Genomic DNA, 23,766 nt, shown 5'->3' with positions numbered 1-23,766 from the left:
AGCTCAAAAAAAATCCTCCAGATGGAGGATTTTTTTATTAAGTTTATTTTTGAGTAGATTTTACAGCTTGACCATATTGGTCAGCCATCACCTCAACCAAACGCTCAGGTTGAATATATTTTTTGATGACAGCATTAACATCCGCTTTGGTCAAACTAGCAATGCGTTGATCACGCTTTTCACGATAGTTTAAATCACGACCTTTTTCTAACTGTGGAATCAACATGCTATGAATGCGACGGTCATCTTCAAGTGCAGTTAAACGCTTTTTCAAAATACTGGCTTTGGCTGCTTCTACTTCCTGTTCCGTCACGCCATTTTTCAATAAGTCTTGCAACACTTTATGAACAGACTGAGAAACTTGTGCTGATTTACCCGCAGTGTAGTTTGCATCAATACTCAGTACACCTGAATTCACCCATTCATCAAAATTAATGTCTGCACTAAAACCATAAACCAGTGCATTCTTTTCACGTAACTCTTGAGCTAAACGTGAAGACAACTGTGAATCACCAAGTATGTGGCGTAATACTTGTAGTGCAGGAGAATCGGTATGCTCTACACCTACAGGTAGAGTCATAATGGCTTGGTAACTACCAAACTCACGCTGTTCAGACAATGCATGCACTTTCTGTGCAGGATACGCTGTAAATGTAGACTCTAAGCGTTGATAAGGTTCGCTGGTTTTCCAATCTGCAAATTCTTTTTTCAGAATTTTTTCTATTTGCTTGGTATCAAAATCACCTGTTACCGCAATTTGTGCATGCTGTGTTTTAAAGAATTTTTGATGTAACTGCTGCACTTGATCACGTGTAGCCGACTCAATTTGTTTTTTCGCAAGTTCAGGTTCGAAGTGATAACGAATATCCCCCGGCTCATAGATCTCGACAATACGCGACAGTGTCATTGCAGCAACGGTATCCGGCTCTGTATAAGGTCGATCTAAACTCGATAAACTTTGCGCTTTAATTAAATCAAATTGTGACTGTTCAAATGCTGGATTTTTAATAACATCAATAACATATTGCAAAAAGTCAGCAAATTTTTCTTTGCGAGCAACCACTTGAATCATCAGGCCATTATCATTTGCACTGATCGTTGCACCACCACCAACATCAATAATTTTATCGGCAATTTGCTGTAAACTTTGATCTTTAGATGCACGGAACATGAGATAAGCTGTCAAATCTAGCAACTCACCTTTATTCATTAAGCTTTGCGCTGTACCAAAATCCAATGCAATCGTGGCATAGGTTTTGTCATCACGGGTTTTAGTTGGAAACAATGCATACTGAATGCCGTTTTTAAATTTAGCTCGCTGAATCTGTTTTTCTTTCTGATTTAGATATTGCTTAGACTCAGCTACATATTGCTTCACTTCAGCTCGATAAACACTCGCATCTTTCAATGGCTCTTCTGCAGGCGCTTGCTGATCTAAAGTTTCAGCAGGTTTCGACGCTGCTTGTTGCTGTGCTTTCTTTTGATCTTCAGGTGTAGGCAGAATATTTCCTGTGACACGGTATTCAGGCTTTAGAAAATCCTTATACACTTGATTCACGTCGCTTACACTCAGCTTTTGTACTTTATCTAAGTCTCGGAAATATTGAGACCAGTCCCCGTTATAAGCCACAGTATAAGAACTAAGACGCTCGCCAAGTGCTGTTGCGCTATTTTTGACATTGTCAGCCATATTTCGAGTCAGGCTTTTAACACGGTTTAGCTCGACGTCATTAAAGGCTTTGGTTTGCTCCACACCTTGTGCAAGACTGGTTGCCACTTTGTTTGCATCATGACTTGGGCCATATATCGCCCCCATAAACACCAAATTAAAATCTTTATCTAACCATGTGGTCGATTGAACTGCGGTTGCTGTCCCTGTTTCCACCATGCTTTGATACAAATGCCCACTTGGCTGTAAGGTATACAAAGTTGGAGATACCGCCAAAGCAGTTTTAATCGGTTCGACTGCACCATTTAAATAAATATTAAATTTACCAAAGTCACTGCCCTTATGAACTGTAAATTCGCGTTGCTTTAATTTCGTTCCATCTAATTTAGGGACTTTGGCCTGTTCAGGAATTTGACGTGCGGCAATTGGGCTAAATTGTTGATCAATTTGTTTTAATACTGCCGCTTTATCGAACTTACCAGAAATCACCATCACTGCATTATTTGGCGCATACCAACGACGATAAAACTGATTTAATTCGTTCATATTAATCGATTGGAGCTCTTTCAAATCACCTATCGGTAAACGACCTAAAGATTGATTGCCATAGGCTTCTTTTAAAACTTGGTCGATTAACACTGAAAATGGCTGATCTAAACGAATTTCACGTTCACGCTTTACGATATCAATTTCTGTCGGTACAAATTTTTCCTGAAGTACCAATTTATCCATCCGTTCTGCTTCTAAATGCAAAACTTGATCGATTGAACTTTGTTCAGGACGAATCACATTGGTATATTTCGTTGAATAATAATCCGTACTGGCATTGGTCATCAGCGTGAATTGGTCTAAGCGACGCTGAAATTCATCACCTTTGACATTTTCAGTCCCTTTAAAGGCCAAATGTTCAAGCAAATGTGCCAAACCACCTTTGCCCGCAGGGTCATTTAATGAACCCGTGAAATACACCGTATTCATAAACACTTTGCTTTCTTTATCGTTTTGCGCCAAAACCACACGAAAACCGTTGTCTAATTTATATTCTTCAATGGCTTGTTCAGTTTTAACCAATACAGGTTGAGCAAAGAGGCTTGTACTTAAACCTGCAAAAAAAAATGAAAGCGTTAAATGTTTAATACGCATGTAATTCAAGTGTCCTTTATATTTAGTATCGATCAGCGCTGTGCTGTCGATCAGATTGGTTTTGATTTTATGCTGAGCTTTTCAGGATTAATAGTTACTTTTTATTAAATACATGCTGCAGAATGAGACAGCATGTATTTGATTTATGTTCAGATATAAATGTCAGACTGCATATATAAACAAGCATAGCCTGAGATTTCTATACGGTCATTTTCGAGCATTTGACAATGTAACTCACCACCACGGCTTGATGCTTGATACGCCAAGATCTGACGCTTGTGTAGAAGTTCTGCCCAAATAGGCACGATTCCGGTATGAATAGAACCCGTAACAGGATCTTCATTGATGCCATTACCCGGTGCAAAATAGCGTGAAATGCAGTCATATTGCTGGGCTGCCGCAGTGATTGCAACATCAGTAATCGTACCCGGCGCGGTAATTGCGGTGCGGATTTTGCCGAGTCGTTTTAAAATTTCAAAATTCGGTTGTTCATCCAAAACCTGTTGAGCCGTTTCATATTCCACGATATACGCCTGCGCATTCAGATAAACCTGCTTAAAAGGTTGACTCAACCCTAGACGTAGCTCTTCAGGATATTCGCTCACGACCTGTGCCCGACGCACAGGGAAATTCATCAGAATTTTTCCATCTTCAGCTTTATTTACGCTAAAAATACCGAGATTTTTGACATGAAATTGGATGTTTTTTTCTACAGTATAAAACTCAAAAAGCACATAACTGCTGGCCAATGTCGCATGTCCACAAAAATCCACTTCAGTGGTCGGCGTAAACCAACGAATTTCATAATTGCTGCTGTCGATTTTTTTCACAAATGCAGTTTCAGACAGATTATTTTCCAAAGCAATCTGTTGCATCAAGTGTTCATCTAACCATTCATCCAACACCAAAACCGCCGCTGGGTTGCCTTTAAATAACACTTGGGTAAATGCGTCCACTTGATACATTTTCATTGATAGAACTCCTGATTTAGTGATTTATATTAAAGGCTTTTGAAAATATTTCATGCGTTATATGCTATGTAACAACACTTTTTAATAAAACATCTAAGTTTTAGATGCACTTAAATATAGGTACAATTTTGAAAACGCATATTCACCCTGTTCCTTTAGAAAAATCATACCGACTTTTAAATCATGGGCCGACTGTGCTCGTCTCTGCTCAGGATCAAACCCATACTGGTGTCATGACTGCAGCATGGGCATGCGCCTTAGAGTTCAATCCTGCAAAAGTGACGGTAGTACTGGATAAATCAACTAAAACACGTGAGATTATTGAAAATTCAGGTTATTTCGCCTTACAAGTACCGACACTGAAACAACTCAAACTGGTCTATGCACTTGGCATGATGAGCCAACGTGATGCGCCAGAAAAATAACGCCAATGTGGCGTGGAATTATTTCAATTTAATAACTCAAATATTCCTGTGGTTGAAGGTTGTGCTGCTTGGCTACTGTGCAAACTTATTCCTGAGCCGCACAATCAACAAGCGCACGATCTGTTTATTGGCGAAGTCATTGCTGCCTATGCAGACGACCGCGTCTTCCGTAACGGACATTGGTATTATCATGAAGTAGCAGATGAATGGAAAAGCCTACACCATGTTGCTGGCGGGCACTTTTATACCATTGGTAATCCCGTATCTGTAGACGAGACACCAGACTAAAATAGTGCTATGAACTCTGTCGTTTACCTAAGGTTGAAAATCAATAATCATCCGTTTTGAGCATTTTCATGCTAACTTTAACTTAATTTTAAATATTGAATGAATGGATATGACGTTTAAAATACATACATTGGATGTCAAAAATTCACTGCAAAATTATATTTGGCTGCTTGAACACACCGAAAGCCATGATGTCATTGCAGTAGATCCTACTGAAGCTGCCTTGGTCGAGCGCTATTGTCAGGAACATCAACTCAATCTTACGCAAATTTGGCTAACGCATTGGCATAAAGATCACGTCGGTGGCGTACCAGAACTTATTCAGGATAAAAACATTGCTGTTTACGGTCCCCGTGCAGAATTGAGCCGTATTCCATGGGTGAATTATCCTCTCGATCATAATGACCGTTTTGAATTTCATGGTCTTGAAGTTGAAATAACAGCAACGCCCGGCCACACCCTCGGTCATATCGTATATTTTATCGATGACATTCATACACTTTTCTGTGGCGACGTATTATTTGCTATGGGCTGTGGACGTGTATTTGAAGGTACTTTTCAACAAATGTACGATTCATTGAACCGTATTGCCGCATTCCCTGCAGAAACTCAAGTGTATTGTACTCACGAATACACCCTGTCGAATGCGCAGTTTGCGCGGCATGTTGAACCCGACAACCTTGCCATACAACAGCGTTTTGATGAGGTTGAATCCCTACGCATGCTTGGACAATGTACTTTGCCAAGCAGCATTGAATTAGAACTAGAAACCAATCCATTTTTACGCGCAGAAAGTGTTGAAGCGTTTCAGCGCTTAAGAGAACTCAAAGACAATTTTTAATTGGATTGCGAGTTATAAGCATTTTAGATTTCATCACAAATAAACTGTTTTATTTGTGATGAATGTTTCGGGTCGATTTATCATTTTATATTTATAAAATTTGATTGCTTGCAGCAAATTCGTCCAATTCAGCTTGAGTCACAACTCGAACCGCTTGCATTTCATCGATACGCACCATCAATAAGCCACCTAATGCAGGCTGATAACGTCGCGCACTGCCAAAAGGCGTATATGCCACTTTGGATTGCTCCGAAAAGACCAACCAATCTTCATGTCCAAGCATCACCGCAATAGGCGTCTGCCCCGCTTGTTGCATCTGTTCAATTTTTGCTTTGACATCGTGCTCAATGTTTTGCATGCATTCAATCTATTTATATCGATGGGACATAGTATAAAAGCATTTCGACAAATCTTGATGAGAAATAGCTTTGCAAGCTCACCTATCCAGCGAATTAGGCTTTGAATAAGCCGCATTTTTGCAATCAATACCGCACACCTTATCCACTGTGATTTAAGTTAAGCAATCGATTATTTTGCGCACAGCTTCTCTATGCACATAGGACAGATTTTAAGCCAGCAGTTAAAAACCAAATTTTTAAAATACGTTATATTTACTTACATTAAGTTTAGCTTTTTATAAAACAGCAAGTTAAATGAGTTTATACAGTTTACAAGCCGATAATCTGTTTATTTATCCATCAAAATTTCATATTTTAAATAAAAGTTTTCCATTTCCCCTTTAAAAAATATTTTGACACCCCTATTTAATATTTTAATGATTGATAAGGAGTTCGCTCGTGAAAAAAGTGGTTAAAGCAAAAAATTTAGTTGCCTTCCGTCTTTGGTTAGAAAAGTTAGGATATTCTGTTCGCACATTGGCAGATAATCGTGGATTTACATTCAGTTTTAAAAAAGAATATGGTCTAGTGACTGTAGATTTGTCTGGTAATGCTTTGGCCATGCAGCTCGGTGAAGAGTTTGAAGATCATTTAAAGGCGTAATCTTCTCTATAATTTATTCGAACGATTTGAAATAAATGATTTAATTCGATTGATTCGAATCCACATTTCAAAATTTGCCCGTATATTCGGGCTTTTTTTCACCTTTGTTTTACTGATTCATTTTAACGAGAGAAATTTCAGACAATAAAAAAACAAGATAAGACATCTTGCTGTATCTCTTGGTTCATCATCTTTCCTTTCATTAGATTTATTTCTTTAGATTATGTCTTCAGAAAAGACCATGTTTAAGACACTGATTTTTTCGCATTTCAAAAACAAAAAAAGCAAGGTATAAAACCTTGCTTAATCTAATGGTGGGGACGGAGAGACTCGAACTCTCACACCTCGCGGCGCTGGAACCTAAATCCAGTGCGTCTACCAATTTCGCCACGTCCCCAACTCGGGTGCTGACAATGTCAGACTTTAATTTGTTTTAAAAACCTGTTTATTTGGCAACTTAATAAATTAAGTGGTGGGGACGGAGAGACTCGAACTCTCACACCTCGCGGCGCTGGAACCTAAATCCAGTGCGTCTACCAATTTCGCCACGTCCCCAACAGGGTTGCTGACAATGTCAGACTTTTTAAAACTTGGCAGAGGATCAAGGATTCGAACCTTGACGAACGGTTTTGGAGACCGTCATGCTACCATTACACCAATCCTCTGTGACCTTCATTACCAAACTCATGTTTAGTAATTCAGTGGTGGGGACGGAGAGACTCGAACTCTCACACCTCGCGGCGCTGGAACCTAAATCCAGTGCGTCTACCAATTTCGCCACGTCCCCGATGGCTGTGTATATTATAGAGATCACCCCTACATGACAAGCCTTTTTTATAAAAAAGCATCTTGTTTGTTTAAATAAAAAACAATAGTGCTTTTTTTGTATTTTTCTTAAGCAAATTCAGCAACTAAGTCGCTTTTTAAGCGATAAAAATCCACCAATCTGTCATTTTTTTGCTTCATCAACATGTGTTGCAATAGCTGACTAAACCCTTGATATTGCATTGGCAGATCAAGCTTTAAGCGTTGGCAATGTAAATAGGCCCAATCTTGATAGTTTTTTGCCTCCAAACGCTGTGATGTCAGCCATTCCAAGAAAATAATCCCCAAAGCGTAGATATCACTGTGCAAAGATTTTGCTTGTCCATGGAAAAGTTCTGGAGCCATATAACGTGGTGTCGCAGTTAAGGCATTTTGTTGGTCAACAGCCAACGGGAGCGCTTGCTCAAAATCGATGAGCCTGCACTGCCCCTGCCAATTCACAAAATGCTCTTGTTTTAAATCTGCATGTATCCAACCGTGCAAGCTTAATCGTTCAACCACATCGAGTGCTTGCCATAGCACTTGCCTCACCTGCGCAAGGCTCAAATTCGATGCAGGCTGTACGAACCAAGGCTCGGCATTCGGGAGTATTAATAGGCGATCAATAGACTCTTGCTGAATACTGAGATGCGACTGTTTTATCACTTGAAAAGGTAGCGTGATGCTGTTTTGTGTAGACGCTTGACTAAATAGTTGGTACAGCTCAATTTCACGACCAAAACTAGCTACATGTTCAGGACTGCTGTCACTGACTTGCGCCTTGAGCCAATAACGTTGTTGATTGAATTGAAATTGATATAGACGACGCCCAAAAACCAAACTTTTAGATTTGGTTTTTGGCTCATAAATGATTTGCGTTAAATCTGTGGATTTAAACCGCAATAAACTCTGCATGTCGTTGGCTGGGTTCATTTTGATAATTTAATAATTCCAAACAATGCTGAATGGTCTTACCGATACGGGCTTGCGTTTCGATTAATGAAATCTTCGGCCATGTGGCTCTTTCACCTTCACGTTGCAATACCTTAAACAGATAAGGTCGAGGATTTTGCAACATATAACTATAGTGTCTTAAGCCATATTTCCCCACAATATTGACATCACCATAGTAACGCTGATCCATCACGCCATAACCATGATCAAGCAAACGTCTAACAGGTGGAATACTTCCTGCGCGCTCACGGGCAAAATCCATAACCCCTTTACTAATCACCTTACCTTGACGACGAACGATCCGCTCAGGCCAACTCAACATGCTTTTACGAAAGCGTGCAGCATCATCCTGCATAAACGGCACAATATGCGGATTGACCTGACTGGCGATACTATAATTAATATTATATAGACGTGCCATTTTCTCCTGTGGGAAATCACTGCGCACACTACCATCTACCCAACGTGTTGCCGACATATATGGCGTAAATTGCCCGTCATAACGCTTACTTGTCAGTCGTACCGGTGGAAATAGAATGGGCACTGCACATGATGCCAGCACTGCACTCCATACCAACAAATCGGGTGATGTATAGGCATTCATAATTCTTGCATCTTGTGATGCATCATAAGGCGCAACTGCCACATTGATATGCAGACCAGATTGCTTATAGGCTTCGGAAAAAGTTAAGTCACCTAAGTTTTCAACCAAAAACTTTTTCAGATATTTTACATCCGCCAAGCCGCCATTACCCTGCACTAACTCAGTCAATTTCCGAAAGTGAAATGCCTCACTAAAGAAGTTTTGTCCGTTTAATAAATTGGTAAATTCTGACGGTTTAGATACACCCAACATCCCTGTCATAATGGCGCCAGCACTGGAACCTGACAAAACTTTTGGCATGAGGTCTTGTTCCATCAGCGCTTTACACACACCGGTATGAAACAAGCCTAAAGTTGAACCGCCGGAAAACATCAATACAGGTTGTCCATAGGCTTTTTGGCTTTGTTCAAAGAATTCAATTTTTTGTGCAGCATCAAGACAAACGCATTCTTCAGATGCGATAAAAGCCAAACTTTGACTCACCTCATCAACATAGTCTTCAATAATTTTTTTGGTGCCGACGTAGGCTACTGTAAACAGCAAGGGATGGGCAATATTGCCCACATCATAAGTTAAACCTTCACTTAAAATATACATCAAATCTCGGGTACGTTTCTGAGCACGATATCGTCTCAGTAACCCTAAACGATGAGTAATAATTTCTGCATCAAAATACGGTGAACTATTATCGAGTTTCCATTCTTGCGCACCCGATTCTTCATCTATTTTAAGTGCGATATCTTTCCATTCTTCATAACATTCAGCACAGTCGAGCTGACGCTTTAATTTTTTTATCCGATATGCCTGATGTGGATTAATACTTTTTGAAAACCCTGTAAACAACATGACTATCCCTCAGCACACTTTAAACTGTTCCCTCAGCTAGATTTATAACAACTTTTTGGTTGTTCGAATAGCGCATATCTGCCTGAACAATCATTAAACTTTGACATATTTCAGCGATTATAACTGCATTATTGATGTACACTGCTGTCATATACCAACCAACAACAAGACACGACACGCTGACTTATCATGGCTACAATTGATTTACCTGACAATATCCTTCAATCGCTATCTACTGTACTCTTAAAACTACAGCACAGTTTGCCTGAGCTGAAGCAAGCACCCGATTTTTCGAGTATCGCGTTTAAATGGCAAGATAAACAGCTTAAAGCCATTCAACAGCCCAAAGTCATGTATTTAGAAGATTTAAAAGGAATTGAACGTCAAAAAGAAAAAGTGATTCAAAACACTTTACAGTTTTTAAAAGGCTTACCTGCCAATGATGTTTTACTCACTGGCTCTCGTGGTACAGGTAAATCATCCATCGTCCGTGCTCTGCTCACCCATTATGCAGACCAAGGTTTACGTTTAATTGAAATTGAGCGTGATGATCTATCTGATTTACCAGAAATCCAAAATTTAATTAAAAATCGCCCTGAAAAATTTATCGTATATTGTGATGATTTGGCATTCAATGCTGAAGATGAAAACTATCGCAGTTTAAAAAGTGTTTTGGATGGTTCATTACAATCAGGTTCAAGTAATTTTATTATTTATGCTACCAGTAACCGTCGTCATTTATTGCCAGAATTCATGCATGAAAACACACCTGTAACCAAGGTAGATGTGCCTCAATATACTGAGCTCCATCCACAAGAAGCTATCGAAGAAAAAATATCTCTTTCTGACCGCTTTGGGATGTGGCTGTCGTTTTACCCAATGGATCAAAATTTATATCTCGAAATTGTGGAACACTATCTTGCCAAGGCTGATTTAGCCATGACCAGCGAAGTTCGTGCTGAAGCCTTAAGATGGTGTCAGTCTCGTGGGCAGCGTTCAGGCCGTGCTGCTTATCAGTTTTCAAAGCATTGGATTGGGTCTGAAAATCTAAAGGCTTTGGAAAAATAACGTCTACAATATTTTTATGATCTGAAAATATAAGTTCTGCAAAGCCAGTCAGACAATTTCAGCTAAAAGCAGCCACATCCTCGTTGGCTGCTTTTAAATGCTAATAAACTCTTGATTGAACCAATTTCTTGAAAATCATTAAGAACACACCACTTATGGCGCTAAATTGAGTTGACCAATCACATATAAGGTATTGCAATCAATCACATTTTTCTCCGCATCAAGGTATTTTTGCTCCAAGATCCCATCCGTTTCTGTAAAACCATAATCATCATTTATAATTGCCAAATGCTGTTCATCAATCACCCACAAGCCTTCAACTTTATCGTGTGGATAATGTAAAGTTTCGACTAAATCGACAACTAAGCTCTTTGCCACAGGCAAAATATTTAATTTTTTTAGCGCCTCCCACCCCTCATTAAGCACATATTGTTCAGGTGTTTGCCCATCAATGAGCAATCCTAAAGATTCATTTTGCTGAAAATGATCACTTAGTTGAACTTTTTCTAGGTTTGTCGCCGCATCGAGATATATTTTATAGATTCGTTTAAAAGCGTTTGGATTATCTTTATAAAAATCATCATCACGTTCAGCCACTAAAAAACATGTTTCACTCAGCGCGACAATGGCTGTATTTGAGTTTGACTTAAGTTCTTGCCGATATAGATATTGTTCAATTGACCCATCGTCTAAATTGACCACCACAATACGAACCAAGTCCGATGTTGTGACTGATGAATCTGGATTACTCATCGTCGATTGCATGATGCCGACCAATTTTTTTTGATCAGGTGTAATCGTCAGACCTTCCATCCCCCGATTTTGCTTACGGTTGGCAAATTCATTTGGAAGAAAATAACCCGACTTGCAACGCTCATCTTGTTTGTATGCATTAATACGGTCTATTTCCAAGCCTTCACTATTAAAATGAACAAGATGAGGCCCATATTCATCACTCACCCAAAAAGTGCCATCTTTTAATGCAACTAAGCCCTCAGAATCTAAACCATATTCATCTGTGCCAATTGCTAAAACCACACCATTTTAATCATAAGCCACTTCTTTTGTTGCACCAAAATGCCGATTTGGCAAACCTGTTATAGGTCTCCCAGTTGGATCTTTTAGTAAGATTTCTTTCAATTTTTTAATCGATCCATCGAACTGCAATTCAAAAAGCCCGATTTTTGGCGTATAGCTTGGATCTAAGAATATCTTGCCTTTATCTCCATTCACATCATAGGTCGTATTCGGACCTCGATTCGTAAGAGCATAAAATTGATATTTTTGAGTGGGATGTGGTGAAATTTCCGAGCCAAAACCTCCACAACGAATTTCGATAAAATGGTCTTGTTTTGCCCCATCTGGAATATTATGGATATCCAAAATTTCATAGGGTAAAGAAACACCTTTGTAAAATTTCTTTAGGTCAATATGACTTTGATTTGGTTTTGATTGATCCAAAGCTTCATTATTTTTTGTCATTATTTCACATGGCTCTAATTATTTATTGAGCCATCATATCCACAATAATGATCTAAAACCACAATCTCTTTTTTGAAACACACAATAAAAAAGAGGCTAATTTAGCCTCCTTTTTAAACGATTTTTACGCTTCGTTTGGATTAGTCAACTCAGTCATCGGCCAACGCGGTGTAGTTGTAACAGACAAACCATCATGCTGACCCGCTTTAAGACGCTGATAACCAGCAAATGCAATCATTGCACCATTATCTGTACACAGTGCAGGTTCTGCATAAAACACATTTGCACGGATTTTTGCCAAGTCAGCTTCTAAGCGCTCACGTAAACGCTTGTTTGCACTTACACCACCGGCAATAACTAAACGTTTTAAACCAGTTTGTTTTAAGGCTTTCACTGATTTTTTCACCAATGTATCAACCAACGCTTCTTGGAATGATGCAGCGATATCCGCCTCACGACCTTCGCCTTCAACTTTTTTCAATTGAACTGAAACGGCAGTTTTTAAACCACTAAATGAAAAATCTAAACCTTGGTGTAGCATTGGACGTGGAAATTCAAAGGCATTGATGTCGCCATTGATCGCCAATTTCGAAATATTTGGACCACCTGGGTATGGTAGACCCATCATTTTAGCGACTTTATCGAATGCCTCACCTGCTGCATCATCAATCGACTCACCCAATAATTCATATTGACCAATTCCATAAGCAGCCATCAATTGAGTATGTCCGCCAGAGACTAAAAGTGCCACAAATGGAAATTCTGGTGGAGTTTTAGACAACAGCGGCGCCAACATATGACCTTCCATATGATGTACACCAATTGCAGGTTTATTCAGTGCAAATGCCAACGTACGACCAAACAATGCGCCTGTCATTAATGCACCCATCAAGCCCGGCCCGCGAGTATATGCAATTGCATCAATTTCTGATTTATCAACTTTACTTTCTTCAAGCAATTGTTTTAATAACGGAATTAACTTACGCACATGGTCACGTGAAGCTAATTCAGGTACCACACCACCATATTCTGCATGCAGTTTGATTTGGCTATACAATACTTGTCCGCGTAATCCTTGCTCACTATCGTAGAGTGCGAGTCCTGTTTCATCACACGAAGTTTCCAAGCCTAAAACGATCATTAAACTGCCTTTTGCCCATTTCATAATATTGCGAAACCTATTATAGACTTGTGATATGAGATGTAAATGAGTAAAATACCGACCTTCACTTGTGATCAAGGGTAATTCGACCCGAGATCTTATCCATAACTTAATGAGGATTCTTCATGCCACAAGTTAAATTGAAAGAAGGCGAACCAGTAGACGTAGCTATCCGTCGTTTCAAACGTTCATGCGAAAAAGCGGGTGTTCTTGCTGACGTTCGTAAACGTGAATTCTACGAAAAACCAACTCAAGAACGTAAACGTAAAAAAGCTGCTGCTGTTAAACGCTACCAAAAGAAATTGGCTCGCGAATCAGTACGTACTACTCGCCTTTACTAAGATTAATTTGTGATTGATTGACTAACCTGGACAAGATAAATGACTACTTTAAAAAACCAAATAACTGAAGTTTTAAAAGCCGCTATGCGTGCTAAAGAAATGGACAAGTTAACGGTAATACGTAGTCTACAGGCAGCAATCAAGCAAATCGAAGTCGATGAGCGCATAGAGCTTGACGATAAGCAAGTTCTTGCGGTCATTGAAAAGCAAATCAAACAACGCAAAGAATCGGTTAAAGCCTTTTTAGGTGCAAATCGAGATGATTTAGCTAGTAAGGAACAAGCCGAGATTGAGGTGTTATCTCAATTTCTACCAGAAGCTATGACTGAGGAAGAACTTGATTCCATCATTGCGCAAACAATTACTGCGCAAGAAGCTACTAGCATGAAAGATATGGGTAAGGTGATGAACTCTCTACGTCCGCTCATAGCCGGACGTGCCGATCCTGCACAAGTTTCAGCTAAAATTAAAGCGAAACTCTCTTAATCTTTCATCTATATTGTTTGATTTGGTCTATTTAAGTACGCTGATGACTTAAATAGCCAAATTATCCAAATTCAAAAAAAATTCAAATCCACACATCATTTATTTTTTCTTTATCATCTAACGATTTCATACTTACAAATATCTCGCCAACTTCCATCTACTGGATTTTAAATTGCCGCTTCATCGATTTCAATCAATTTAAAATTTGCTCGTTCACATAGACGTCGCGCTCGCTTGTTTTCCACATCTACAAAAGCGTTTAATTGCTGAAATCCTAGACCATTTAATAATTGATCCACAAATAACTGCAAGGCTTCAGTCATCAAACCCTGCCCTTTAAATTCAACATTTCCCCAAAACCCAACAGCAGCTTGGTTTTCCATCCAATTGATTTGATGAATATCCATGACACCTAAAAAGTTATGCGACTGTTGCTCACGAATCACGTAAACAAAATTTTCCTGATTTAACGCAGCCAACACCCTCGAATCACAAAATGCCAATGAAGCATCTAAATTAGGTTCTTGTAAGGACCAAACCAAACTTGCAGGAAACATTCGTAAGGTTTCTATACTTTGACAAATAGCCTCATAAAGTGCTTTTGCATCGTGGCGCTGAATCAACTGAAGCGTGATTCTGCCATGACTCATATCAAAATCATCGAGTTTCATTTTTATTCAGTTTCTCGTAATGATTTAAAATGCTTATAAATTTATTTTTAATTTAGGGCACATTGCACATTATATTTTTTTAATAATTGCATCTCTTTTGATGCGATCACCTGCTGAATCACATCCTGCTTATTCATATTACGGTACTCACGATCTAAAAATGCGCGATTTTCATCTGCCGCACGATAAAGATCATTCACATAAGTCTGAACAATACCGCAGTATTTCACTTGCTGGTCTGCTTTAAATCCCTGTTGCTGCGGGTCTAACTGACTAAAAAATTGGCGTACATCGGTTTTATATTTTTCGTTAATATCATTCACAGCGATCACATATTGCTCTGCGCTCGCTGCTGCAATATTCGTTGCTAAGCCCAACAGACAGGCCGCTAAAATTATATTTTTCATTTGTAAGTTCTTAATCATAAACATTTTACATCCAGCTAGTTTACACTGATTAATCTAAACCATTAAAACTACAATTTGCACTTTATAATCGACATAGATAAGTGCATCACATTTGAAATCTTTATATTTTTAATTTCCGTTCATTTTGCATTTCGTCCACACGCTGCTTGATTTTCGCAGCAAGACTTTTCGAGTCTTTGGCGATGCGCTGCGCCTGTAGCAAAGATTTAATCGCGCGTTCTTCATCCCCACCCCAATACTCTACTTCAGCTCGATATCGTAGTACATTGACTGAACGGAAGCTTGCGTCTTTGTCTGCATCAGCCATTTGCAACATCAGTCGCCAACCACTCAAGTCACGTGGATTTGCTTGTAAAAATCGCTGTAGAATCAGTTGTGCTTGCGCATATTCTTTGTTTCGAATCAAAGCCTCTGCATATTTATAATTTAATGCACGATTTTCAGGCATGATGATTGCCGAACTTTTCACAGCGTTCACAGCATCGGCTGTTTTGTTTTGACCCAACAGCACATCGGTCTGTAAAATAGTAAAAAGTGCATGCGATGCATTTTGTTTTGCCGCTTCATTCAATAACTTTTGAGCAGCACTAAAGTCACCTTGCTTAATATGCAAGCTCACCAAAGCCAACTCAGCTGCATAATTCTTTTGCGCCACCATCGCATTTAATTGCAATTCAGTCGCCTGACCTGACAATACTCGACTATACCAGCGCAGAATTTCAAAATCTTGATCAACCAAACTGGTTTTAACTTGAGGCAACTGATTGGCACGTAAGCGCGCTTCGCTCATACGCTCCGTGGTTAAAGGATGCGTCAACCAAAAATCAGGCAGAAAGCTCACTCGACTCGTAGAGCGATGCATCACTTCAAAGAAGTCAGCCATGCTCTGCGGATTGTATCCAGCACGATACATATACTGCATCCCGATACGGTCTGCTTCACGTTCTTGGTTTCGGCTATAGGTTAGCTGTTTATCCATCAAAGCGGCTTGTGAACCCATCATTACAGCCGCACCGACATCACCATCTGCCTGTGAGGCCACCAAGGCGCCGACCAAGATACCGGCTAGGGACAATAAACCTTGCCCTTTAAAGGCTTCTTGTGAACGACTGTAATGACGTTGTGAGACATGTGCAATTTCATGTGCCATCACCCCTGCCACTTCATCCATGTTGCGAGCTGAATTAATTAATCCAGCATTTAATGCAAATAAACCACCCGGTACAGCAAAAGCATTAATTTGTGGATCATTAATTAATAACAATCCGACCGGTTGGTTGAGTTGGGTTTGGCTCAAAATATGCGTAAAGACAGATAAAAGACGATCTTCCATCCACGGATTTTCAGTCACAGGAAGTTGACGATGCACCTCACGATACACCTTCTCACCAATGGCACGTTCTTTTTGTTGATCCAACAAGCCGACGCCACTACCAATTTCAGGCACAGAAAATTGTGGGGATGAACTAAAATCTACGGACTGCGTCTGCGCCAATGTCGAACAAAGCCCGAGACCACATGCCAGTAAAATCTTTTTCAAAGTCTATTCTCTAAATTTCATATTCGTACTTCATCGAATATAGCATTGAATTTTGGTGAATTATGGAGAAAACTGTTGTGATTGTTTATTCAAATTTTGGATTAACCACATAGCGTGGCGCGCGTTCATGCACCAAAACATCCACTAAATTTTGATAAGCCAACTCTGCCATACGTTTACGGGTTGCCGCTGTTGCTGAACCCACATGGGGTAATGTCACGACATTGGCTAATGTAAATAAAGGTGATTCTTGAAGTGGCTCTTGCTCATACACATCTAAGCCTGCTGCAAAAATTTGACCACGACTTAATGCATCGATTAAAGCGGCTTCATCAATCACTGAACCGCGTGAAATATTGACCAATACCGCATGCGATTGCATCAAGGCCAACTCACGTTCACCAATTAAAGCTTTCGATTCTGCATTTAAATCCACTGCAACGACCACAAAGTCAGCACGTTGCAACAAATCATCCAAATCGCAATATTGCGCTGATAAAGATTCAGCCAATTCAATTTTTTCTCGGCGATTATGATAGAGTACATTCATATTAAAGCCGTAGCGAGCACGACGCCCAATGGCTGCGCCAATATGTCCTAAGCCAATAATACCAATAGTTTTAGCAAAGACATCCATGCCAAATTGCTCAGGGCCCACTGTACGCTTCCACTGCCCTTGTTTGGTCCATTGATCCAATACAGGCACTTTACGTGCTGCACTCATCAACAAGGTAAATGCTAAATCTGCTGTAGTTTCCGTCAATACATGTGGAGTGTGGCTCAACCAGATATTTTTTTGGTTTAAAAATGCTAGATCATAGTTGTCATAACCGACACTTACACTTGAGATGACTTTTAATTGTGATGCATGGGCTAAATTTGAGGCATTCAACAAACGTCCCGCACCGATCATGGCGTCAGCATCTTTTGAATGCTCAAGAATTTGCTGATTCACATCGCCCAATTTAGGGCTAATTTGGAAAACTTTAAATTGCTGTTCTAAACGTTGAATTATTTCTTGCTCTATTTGACTAAAAACCACTACTTTTTTTTGCATAAATTTTCCATTTACGTAATTTAAGTATTTTGTCCTGCCTTGTTTTGCATAAATTGCCATAGGCGTTTTTTCAATAAAGGCTGTTCAATCATTTGCTGTAAAGATGCCAGTGGATACACCTTCGCATGCTCTAAATGCGGAATATCGCCTAAGCAAATAACATTTTTATCCAAGCTCATCGCATCGATAAAGCCCTGCACATAAGATGCTGCACCACGACCATCTTGCAAATTCACCCAACCAAACGGCCACTGTAAAGCAAAGAAATCTGCACTGACTGCGCGCTGAATATTGCTCCACAAAACTTGCTGCTCTGCAGTTAATTCTGTGGCATTAATGACAATGACACAGTGCATTAAACAGATGGCTTCTAAGTTAAACGAAGGGATTTGAACAATCGGACGAACTTCAACAGGCTCAACACCCTTAGGTTCATCTTTAGGTGCTTCTACAGGTTGATTTATAACAACATCAACGTTCTTTTTAAGCTCAGTCTGTGATGGAACAGGCGTTGGCTGAGGCGCATTTTTGAGTAGGATTTCAGAGACTATTTCAGGAGCCGCCTGATCTCGCCAAATATTTGAGCTAAATTGCTGACACGGAGCCGCCTGAGGAATCCATACATCAATTCCCATTGCCGCCATTATGCTTCGCTGATGCCCAATCATGCTTTCATTTTCACCTATTCAAGGCTTGTTATTCTAACGGGATTCACTCTGTTTTGCTGAACTTTTATAAATCAATTAGACCACTCTATTTCTCTATTGATTATGTAGACTTGCTCAGACTACTTTTGACTTAAAATTAAACAATTTATTCATAAATCAAACCGCTATAAACAATTATACGATCATTAAACTATTTTTCTTTTGCATTAGTTCAACTATCTCAACTGATTCAAATCCAATACGCCAATATAGTAGCTGCAAAACATCCAACTCATCTTGCGTGATAATTCGATCATTCCATAAACATATTTCTGCAACCCCAAGGATGCTTAACCGCTCACGCAGCAATAATCCTGAAATATCATTTAGGATTTCAGCCAAGTCTATTGGCTCATCAGAAATATCGCGATAGAACTCTAGTTCTTCTTTCGTTAAGATTCGATTGAGGATTTTTTCACGCACTTCGAGTTGGTTATCACTGTTAATTTGTTGCACATGCAACAAGGCATCAATCAAACGCACAATACTCGGTTTTACATCTTCTAAAGATGTAGGTGTATGTGCAGGCAACAGATTTAACTCATATTTGACTGTTTCAAGTAGTAATGCATCGAGCAAACCAATTTCACCATCTTCCTGAATAATTTTGGCCAGCTTGGTTAAGAACTGCCGTGAAATTGTTGCTGGCATGGTACCAATATTTTTACATGCCTCATGAAAAATTGAGATATGCACACGACCATCAAGATTCAATAATGCATCTACAATCGCACGACTCACTTCAGCTTCAGTCGGAATAAACTCTCGATACTGACGAATCATTAAAATAGCAACCATCACCTCACGCGAACCCGTTGCTGTTTGCAAGGCACGTTGGATCAATTCAGGCCGCTGCCAATTTTCACGAATCTCAGGGTTCAACGGTTTAATTGCATCTCGTATCGCAAAACTAATCGGTGACAAGCGCAGTAAAGGTAATGGTTGTGGCGAGTTCCATGGTGTTGCAACATCTGGACTAGCTTCTTCTAGTGAACGGAATAAATAAAATAGCGGCTGGTTTCGCAGTTTTTTTAAATTTTCTAGTTGCAGGTCATGAATGAGCGCCGGATTTAATTCAAAAATACGCTGTTCAATACTTGGGTGAATATTCATCCAGTTTTGCGGACTGAGTGAGTTTGCAAAACACATATGAGAAATCGATTCCGCATATTCACTATGAATTTGCGAACCTGAATGATGCACATAAATCCTTAATAAGGTTTGAATATTGGCATCATTTTGAATCAGACGTTTGGTTTTCTGATCATTGCGATAGGTTCGAGAACCCAAAGAGATATATTTAATAAAGCGGGAAATCAAAACACCCAAGCTTCCGATCAACCAAATGACCGCGCCAATCGCTACAAAGAGGGTTTCAAACTTATTGTCCCGTGCTTGTCCATTTTTATAGAAACCACGTTTTGCAATTTTACTACCCCACTGACTAAAGGTCGTCAAACCGCTATATAAGATTTTCAAACGGGTATTTTCCGCAGCTTCCCCTGACAAGATTTTATTAAATTCATGGCTCAGCAAACCATACATTTCCATCTCATCTAAGGTTTGTAATGCACCCCAGGTTAAAATGATCGATGTATCTCGAGGGCTAAAACCTGCGGTGAGTGCATTTACACCCACTTCATCGGGTAAGACATAAAGTGCAGGAGTATCGATTAGAAAGGTATCTGCCAGCTGCTCCGTCATACGCAGTGCAACACTTTCTTCAGGAATACTTTCTATCAGACTCAGACGACGCGCACCCAACTGTTTAGCAAGTGAATAACCACCTAAGCGAAAGGTGTAAAAATCATAGAGAACTGAAACCAACATAATCAGCAGTACAGCAGCCACTAAAAATGGGCTAAGAACATGCCAATAGATAGACTGAGTGGAATCATAATAATCCACAATTAAACCGACAATTACATTAATAATTGCGACGGTCAAAAACACTGCCGCCATACACATGGTGACAGGCCAAAACATATTTTTGTTTTTTATAAAATCATAACCCACACGTCTCAATGTAATACCCTTAAGCTACATTGTCTTTTGTTTGCTCATCATAAATGAAAAAAGCGGGAAATTCCCGCTTTTTCAGTGTGTTTTCAGCAGATTATTCTTCGCGAACACCTGTTAAATCCACAGAAGCTGCATCAATGTTAACATCAATATAGGCTGGCTTTTCATTTTTTGCAGAGTCATTACGCTTACGCTCTAAAGCTGCCAAATATTCAGCATCAATACCGCCTGCCACATATTTACCATCAAATACCGAGCAATCAAAGTCCTGTAACTCAGGGACTTTCTTGGTGCGTACTGCAGATTTCAAATCTTCCAAATCTTGGAAAATTAGGCGATCAGCACCAATAATTTCACGAATTTCTTCTACACTTCGTTCAGACGCAATCAGTTCAGATTTGGCTGGCATGTCAATACCGTACACGTTTGGATATTTCACCATCGGTGCAGCAGACGCAAAGAATACTTTTTTCGCACCCGCATCACGCGCCATTTGAATGATTTCGTTACAAGTTGTACCACGAACAATCGAGTCATCGACCAATAGTACGTTTTTGCCTTGGAACTCTAGCTCTACAGGGTTAAGCTTTTGACGCACAGATTTCTTACGAAGTTGCTGACCGGGCATAATGAAGGTACGACCGATATAACGGTTCTTCATGAAGCCTTCACGGAATTTCACACCTAAGGTATTTGCAAGCTCGAGCGCAGAAGTACGTGAAGTATCAGGAATTGGGATCACGACATCGATATCGTGCTCATCACCCCATTCACGCAGAATTTTCTGAGCAAGTTTTTCGCCCATTTTCAAACGTGCTTTGTAAACTGAAATACCATCAATAGTCGCATCTGGACGCGCAAAATAAACGTATTCAAAGATACAAGGACGATATTCAGGGGCTACTGCGCACTGCTTGGTCGACATCACGCCATCAGCAGTAATATAAATTGCTTCACCCGGTGCAATATCACGTTCAACCTTAAAGCCGAGCGCTGTAATTGCGACAGATTCAGACGCAATGATATATTCCATACCATTTTCAGTCTCACGCGAACCGTAGATCAATGGACGAATACCATTTGGATCACGGAAACCCACAAGGCCCTGACCTGTGATCATAGCAACAACCGCATAACCACCTTTGCAACGTTCATGCACACGTGAAACCACGTGGAATACATCTTCAGCGCTTGGTGTAAGTTTTGCGCGTTTTTGCAATTCGTGAGCAAATACGTTTAACAATACTTCTGAGTCTGAATCGGTGTTCATGTGACGTAAGTCAGTCGTGAACAAGTCATCATGAATTTCAGCAGCATTGGTTAAGTTACCGTTATGTGCAAGCGTGATGCCATAAGGTGAGTTTACATAGAATGGCTGAGCTTCAGCACTGCTTGAAGAACCAGCAGTTGGGTAACGAACATGGCCAATACCATAATTACCCTGTAATGCACGCATATGACGTGTGTGGAACACATCACGCACCATACCCGTATCTTTACGCAGGAATAAACGACCATCCTGACAAGTTACGATCCCGGCTGCATCCTGTCCACGATGTTGTAACATCGTTAACGCATCAAACAACATTTGGTTAACAGGTGATTTACCAGCTATACCAACTACTCCACACATAGCAACCTCGCAGACAAGCTAGGGTTAATAAAAAGGATTATTTGTTGACTCACCCGATCCAGAACGTCCGTGCTTGTTCTGCGACTCAGATGGTAGGTCTGAAGATTTCTGAGCATCTTCAGACTGAATATGATGAAGTGCTTGATTTGCAGCATCTTTGGACAATTCGGTTGCCCAAGGCGCATATGGCAATAATGACTGAACCATTTTAGATTGTTTCCAATGTGGTGAACTTTCCACCCAAGGACCTAGTCCCTGCATAGTGATCAACACCACCAACAATCCTTTTAAGCTTCCGAAAACACCACCTGCCAGTCGATTTAGAGGACCAAGCTTTAATGTTTTCAAAATACTGTTCAATAACCATGTCGCGACCCAAGTCATGACTACAATCAACAATACAATAAATGCGAACGCGGCAATCTTCTGTACCACTGGATCTGTACTTAAAGATGTCATCGAAGGTGCAAGGACGGTTGCATACTTTGCCGCAATGACAAGTGCAAGAATCCATCCAATGAAGTTCGCAAAGGCTTTTACAAATCCTTGACGCAAACCGTTAAGCCCTCCAATGAGCAAAATAATCAGTATAAAGATATCAATGGTATTCATGATATTTACAATGCGTCTACGCAGTCTTTTACAAGTGTCGGACCTGTATATATGAGACCACTATACACTTGTACAAGGCTTGCTCCTGCTTTTTGTTTCGCAACAGCATCCGCGCCCGACAAAATACCACCCACACCGATCAATGGAATTTGACCGTTTAATACTTTAGCAAAAGCCGCCAAACATGCCGTACTTTTCTCAAAGACTGGCGCGCCAGATAGACCACCAGCTTCATCACCATATGGAAGGCCTTCAACACCTTCACGTGACAAAGTCGTATTGGTAACAATCAGACCATCAATTTTAAATTTTAACAATTGTTGTGCAATAAAATTAATGTCTTCAGGTTCTAGATCTGGTGCAACTTTAAGTACTAAGGGTACATAATGTTGATTTTCATCCGCCAACTCGAGTTGACGTTTCTTGAGTGTCTCTAACAGTTCAGTCAAAGCATCACCGCTTTGTAAGCTGCGAAGATTTTTTGTGTTAGGAGATGAAATATTAACCGTAATATAAGAAGCGTAGTTATAAACTTTTTCTAGACAAATCAGATAATCGTCAACTGCTTTTTCAACAGGTGTGACTGCATTTTTACCGATATTGATCCCAAGTACACCCTTAAATTTTGCAGCTTTGACATTTTCGATCAGCTGATCCACGCCATCATTATTAAAGCCCATACGGTTAATAATGGCTTTTGCTTTCGGTAAACGAAATAAACGCGGTTCAGGGTTACCTGATTGTGGAAGTGGTGTAATTGTACCAATTTCAATAAAGCCGAAGCCCTGGCTCGCCAGCGCATCGATATAAGCACCGTTTTTATCAAGACCGGCTGCTAAACCAACTGGATTCGGAAATTCGATTCCCATACATGTCACTGGTTTAGACGCCACGTTTTGACGCATCATTCCCATCTTGTGAGAAGATTTCAACAGCGATAATGTCAGCTCATGTGCACGCTCTGGTGCTAAAGTAAACAACAAAGGGCGGGCTAGAGAATACAACATATCT

Annotated in this window: 22 protein-coding genes, 4 tRNA genes and 1 pseudogene; 6 read left to right on the top strand and 21 right to left on the bottom strand. The window is 40.0% G+C overall.

What is annotated here, in order from left to right; all coding sequences use genetic code 11:
* Positions 1–43 precede the first annotated feature (43 nt).
* Positions 44–2,812, bottom strand: coding sequence for a pitrilysin family protein (locus FTT72_RS04820; protein WP_180177951.1), 2,769 nt, complete (start codon positions 2,810–2,812; stop codon positions 44–46).
* Positions 2,813–2,961: 149 nt separating this feature from the next.
* Positions 2,962–3,783 (bottom strand): PhzF family phenazine biosynthesis protein, encoded by an 822-nt coding sequence (locus FTT72_RS04815; protein WP_180177950.1) that lies wholly within the window; start codon positions 3,781–3,783, stop codon positions 2,962–2,964.
* A 104-nt stretch (positions 3,784–3,887) separates the two neighbouring features.
* Between FTT72_RS04815 and FTT72_RS04810 the strand changes: the two are divergent.
* Positions 3,888–4,496: pseudogene (locus tag FTT72_RS04810) on the top strand (flavin reductase family protein).
* A gap of 109 nt (positions 4,497–4,605) precedes the next feature.
* On the top strand, positions 4,606–5,337 hold the full coding sequence (gene gloB, locus FTT72_RS04805; RefSeq protein WP_180002990.1) for a hydroxyacylglutathione hydrolase: 732 nt from the start codon (positions 4,606–4,608) through the stop codon (positions 5,335–5,337).
* 91 nt (positions 5,338–5,428) lie between these two features.
* On the opposite strand, the gene FTT72_RS04800 is transcribed toward gloB, so the two are convergent.
* On the bottom strand, positions 5,429–5,653 hold the full coding sequence (locus tag FTT72_RS04800) for a hypothetical protein (protein ID WP_171525918.1): 225 nt from the start codon (positions 5,651–5,653) through the stop codon (positions 5,429–5,431).
* A 481-nt stretch (positions 5,654–6,134) separates the two neighbouring features.
* Here FTT72_RS04800 and FTT72_RS04795 point away from each other — a divergent pair, with 481 nt between their 5' ends.
* The gene (locus tag FTT72_RS04795; RefSeq protein ID WP_078188846.1) at positions 6,135–6,338 is read left to right on the top strand and encodes a hypothetical protein; all 204 of its coding nucleotides are present in this window, start codon (positions 6,135–6,137) and stop codon (positions 6,336–6,338) included.
* A gap of 312 nt (positions 6,339–6,650) precedes the next feature.
* Here the strand turns inward: FTT72_RS04795 and FTT72_RS04790 are convergent.
* The 6 genes from FTT72_RS04790 to FTT72_RS04765 form a co-directional block, all read right to left on the bottom strand.
* Positions 6,651–6,735, bottom strand: a tRNA-Leu gene (locus FTT72_RS04790).
* A gap of 73 nt (positions 6,736–6,808) precedes the next feature.
* A tRNA-Leu gene (locus tag FTT72_RS04785) sits at positions 6,809–6,893 on the bottom strand.
* A 36-nt stretch (positions 6,894–6,929) separates the two neighbouring features.
* Positions 6,930–7,003: transfer RNA gene (locus FTT72_RS04780), tRNA-Trp, on the bottom strand.
* 37 nt (positions 7,004–7,040) lie between these two features.
* Positions 7,041–7,125, bottom strand: a tRNA-Leu gene (locus FTT72_RS04775).
* 107 nt (positions 7,126–7,232) lie between these two features.
* Complete coding sequence (locus tag FTT72_RS04770; protein WP_180054510.1) at positions 7,233–8,057, bottom strand: protein kinase; 825 nt, start codon at positions 8,055–8,057, stop codon at positions 7,233–7,235.
* Positions 8,035–9,546, bottom strand: a complete 1,512-nt coding sequence (locus tag FTT72_RS04765; protein WP_180054512.1) for a DUF3336 domain-containing protein — start codon at positions 9,544–9,546, stop codon at positions 8,035–8,037. The genes FTT72_RS04770 and FTT72_RS04765 overlap by 23 nt, the downstream gene beginning before the upstream one ends.
* 189 nt (positions 9,547–9,735) lie before the next feature.
* Here FTT72_RS04765 and FTT72_RS04760 point away from each other — a divergent pair, with 189 nt between their 5' ends.
* Positions 9,736–10,614, top strand: coding sequence for an ATP-binding protein (locus FTT72_RS04760; RefSeq protein ID WP_180054514.1), 879 nt, complete (start codon positions 9,736–9,738; stop codon positions 10,612–10,614).
* Between the two features lie 153 nt (positions 10,615–10,767).
* Here the strand turns inward: FTT72_RS04760 and FTT72_RS16250 are convergent, their stop codons facing one another.
* The 3 genes from FTT72_RS16250 to tsaD form a co-directional block, all read right to left on the bottom strand.
* Positions 10,768–11,652, bottom strand: a complete 885-nt coding sequence (locus FTT72_RS16250; protein WP_373684060.1) for an esterase-like activity of phytase family protein — start codon at positions 11,650–11,652, stop codon at positions 10,768–10,770.
* A 6-nt stretch (positions 11,653–11,658) separates the two neighbouring features.
* Entirely contained in the window at positions 11,659–12,096 is a 438-nt protein-coding gene (locus tag FTT72_RS16245) for a hypothetical protein (protein WP_257233398.1), read from the bottom strand.
* A 124-nt stretch (positions 12,097–12,220) separates the two neighbouring features.
* Positions 12,221–13,237 carry a tRNA (adenosine(37)-N6)-threonylcarbamoyltransferase complex transferase subunit TsaD gene (gene tsaD, locus FTT72_RS04750; protein ID WP_180108786.1) on the bottom strand — a complete coding sequence of 339 codons (1,017 nt, stop codon included), beginning with the start codon at positions 13,235–13,237 and terminating at the stop codon, positions 12,221–12,223.
* 146 nt (positions 13,238–13,383) lie between these two features.
* Between tsaD and rpsU the strand changes: the two genes are divergently transcribed.
* Complete coding sequence (rpsU, locus tag FTT72_RS04745) at positions 13,384–13,599, top strand: 30S ribosomal protein S21 (RefSeq protein WP_001136722.1); 216 nt, start codon at positions 13,384–13,386, stop codon at positions 13,597–13,599.
* A gap of 39 nt (positions 13,600–13,638) precedes the next feature.
* Positions 13,639–14,085: a GatB/YqeY domain-containing protein gene (locus tag FTT72_RS04740; protein WP_078193617.1), complete on the top strand. Its 447-nt coding sequence runs from the start codon at positions 13,639–13,641 to the stop codon at positions 14,083–14,085.
* A 167-nt stretch (positions 14,086–14,252) separates the two neighbouring features.
* On the opposite strand, the gene FTT72_RS04735 is transcribed toward FTT72_RS04740, so the two are convergent.
* From FTT72_RS04735 to FTT72_RS04695, 9 genes are all read right to left on the bottom strand, one after another.
* Entirely contained in the window at positions 14,253–14,756 is a 504-nt protein-coding gene (locus tag FTT72_RS04735; protein ID WP_180177949.1) for a GNAT family N-acetyltransferase, read from the bottom strand.
* Positions 14,757–14,803: 47 nt separating this feature from the next.
* The gene (locus tag FTT72_RS04730) at positions 14,804–15,163 is read right to left on the bottom strand and encodes a hypothetical protein (RefSeq protein WP_168378953.1); all 360 of its coding nucleotides are present in this window, start codon (positions 15,161–15,163) and stop codon (positions 14,804–14,806) included.
* Between the two features lie 121 nt (positions 15,164–15,284).
* Positions 15,285–16,724: a M48 family metalloprotease gene (locus tag FTT72_RS04725; RefSeq protein ID WP_180119824.1), complete on the bottom strand. Its 1,440-nt coding sequence runs from the start codon at positions 16,722–16,724 to the stop codon at positions 15,285–15,287.
* An 85-nt stretch (positions 16,725–16,809) separates the two neighbouring features.
* Positions 16,810–17,781 (bottom strand): D-glycerate dehydrogenase, encoded by a 972-nt coding sequence (locus FTT72_RS04720; protein ID WP_180170684.1) that lies wholly within the window; start codon positions 17,779–17,781, stop codon positions 16,810–16,812.
* A 20-nt stretch (positions 17,782–17,801) separates the two neighbouring features.
* Positions 17,802–18,449: a hypothetical protein gene (locus FTT72_RS04715; protein ID WP_180177948.1), complete on the bottom strand. Its 648-nt coding sequence runs from the start codon at positions 18,447–18,449 to the stop codon at positions 17,802–17,804.
* A 174-nt stretch (positions 18,450–18,623) separates the two neighbouring features.
* Entirely contained in the window at positions 18,624–20,513 is a 1,890-nt protein-coding gene (locus FTT72_RS04710) for a M48 family metalloprotease (protein WP_180063109.1), read from the bottom strand.
* Between the two features lie 91 nt (positions 20,514–20,604).
* Positions 20,605–22,143 (bottom strand): amidophosphoribosyltransferase, encoded by a 1,539-nt coding sequence (purF, locus tag FTT72_RS04705; RefSeq protein ID WP_078188865.1) that lies wholly within the window; start codon positions 22,141–22,143, stop codon positions 20,605–20,607.
* Positions 22,144–22,167: 24 nt separating this feature from the next.
* Positions 22,168–22,755 (bottom strand): CvpA family protein, encoded by a 588-nt coding sequence (locus tag FTT72_RS04700; protein ID WP_078188866.1) that lies wholly within the window; start codon positions 22,753–22,755, stop codon positions 22,168–22,170.
* Between the two features lie 5 nt (positions 22,756–22,760).
* Complete coding sequence (locus FTT72_RS04695) at positions 22,761–23,762, bottom strand: quinone-dependent dihydroorotate dehydrogenase (RefSeq protein ID WP_180003012.1); 1,002 nt, start codon at positions 23,760–23,762, stop codon at positions 22,761–22,763.
* Positions 23,763–23,766: the final 4 nt, after the last annotated feature.

The sequence above is a fragment of the Acinetobacter sp. YH01005 genome (genome assembly GCF_013420465.1).
GTDB lineage: Bacteria > Pseudomonadota > Gammaproteobacteria > Pseudomonadales > Moraxellaceae > Acinetobacter > Acinetobacter amyesii.
The sequence above is the reverse complement of the archived record's forward strand: the minus strand, read 5'-3'. Positions and strand labels throughout refer to the sequence as shown.

Bases quoted from the DNA above. Each gene is read 5' to 3' on its own strand.
- tsaD (WP_180108786.1), bottom strand. From the start codon at position 13,237: ATGATCGTTTTAGGCTTGGAAACTTCGTGTGATGAAACAGGACTCGCA.
- FTT72_RS04740 (WP_078193617.1), top strand. From the start codon at position 13,639: ATGACTACTTTAAAAAACCAAATAACTGAAGTTTTAAAAGCCGCTATG.
- FTT72_RS16245 (WP_257233398.1), bottom strand. From the start codon at position 12,096: ATGACAAAAAATAATGAAGCTTTGGATCAATCAAAACCAAATCAAAGT.
- FTT72_RS04815 (WP_180177950.1), bottom strand. From the start codon at position 3,783: ATGAAAATGTATCAAGTGGACGCATTTACCCAAGTGTTATTTAAAGGC.
- FTT72_RS04820 (WP_180177951.1), bottom strand. From the start codon at position 2,812: ATGCGTATTAAACATTTAACGCTTTCATTTTTTTTTGCAGGTTTAAGT.
- FTT72_RS04765 (WP_180054512.1), bottom strand. From the start codon at position 9,546: ATGTTGTTTACAGGGTTTTCAAAAAGTATTAATCCACATCAGGCATAT.
- gloB (WP_180002990.1), top strand. From the start codon at position 4,606: ATGACGTTTAAAATACATACATTGGATGTCAAAAATTCACTGCAAAAT.
- FTT72_RS04700 (WP_078188866.1), bottom strand. From the start codon at position 22,755: ATGAATACCATTGATATCTTTATACTGATTATTTTGCTCATTGGAGGG.
- FTT72_RS04720 (WP_180170684.1), bottom strand. From the start codon at position 17,781: ATGCAAAAAAAAGTAGTGGTTTTTAGTCAAATAGAGCAAGAAATAATT.
- FTT72_RS04695 (WP_180003012.1), bottom strand. From the start codon at position 23,762: ATGTTGTATTCTCTAGCCCGCCCTTTGTTGTTTACTTTAGCACCAGAG.
- FTT72_RS04715 (WP_180177948.1), bottom strand. From the start codon at position 18,449: ATGATTGGGCATCAGCGAAGCATAATGGCGGCAATGGGAATTGATGTA.
- purF (WP_078188865.1), bottom strand. From the start codon at position 22,143: ATGTGTGGAGTAGTTGGTATAGCTGGTAAATCACCTGTTAACCAAATG.
- FTT72_RS04770 (WP_180054510.1), bottom strand. From the start codon at position 8,057: ATGCAGAGTTTATTGCGGTTTAAATCCACAGATTTAACGCAAATCATT.
- FTT72_RS04760 (WP_180054514.1), top strand. From the start codon at position 9,736: ATGGCTACAATTGATTTACCTGACAATATCCTTCAATCGCTATCTACT.
- FTT72_RS04735 (WP_180177949.1), bottom strand. From the start codon at position 14,756: ATGAAACTCGATGATTTTGATATGAGTCATGGCAGAATCACGCTTCAG.
- rpsU (WP_001136722.1), top strand. From the start codon at position 13,384: ATGCCACAAGTTAAATTGAAAGAAGGCGAACCAGTAGACGTAGCTATC.
- FTT72_RS04730 (WP_168378953.1), bottom strand. From the start codon at position 15,163: ATGAAAAATATAATTTTAGCGGCCTGTCTGTTGGGCTTAGCAACGAAT.
- FTT72_RS04800 (WP_171525918.1), bottom strand. From the start codon at position 5,653: ATGCAACAAGCGGGGCAGACGCCTATTGCGGTGATGCTTGGACATGAA.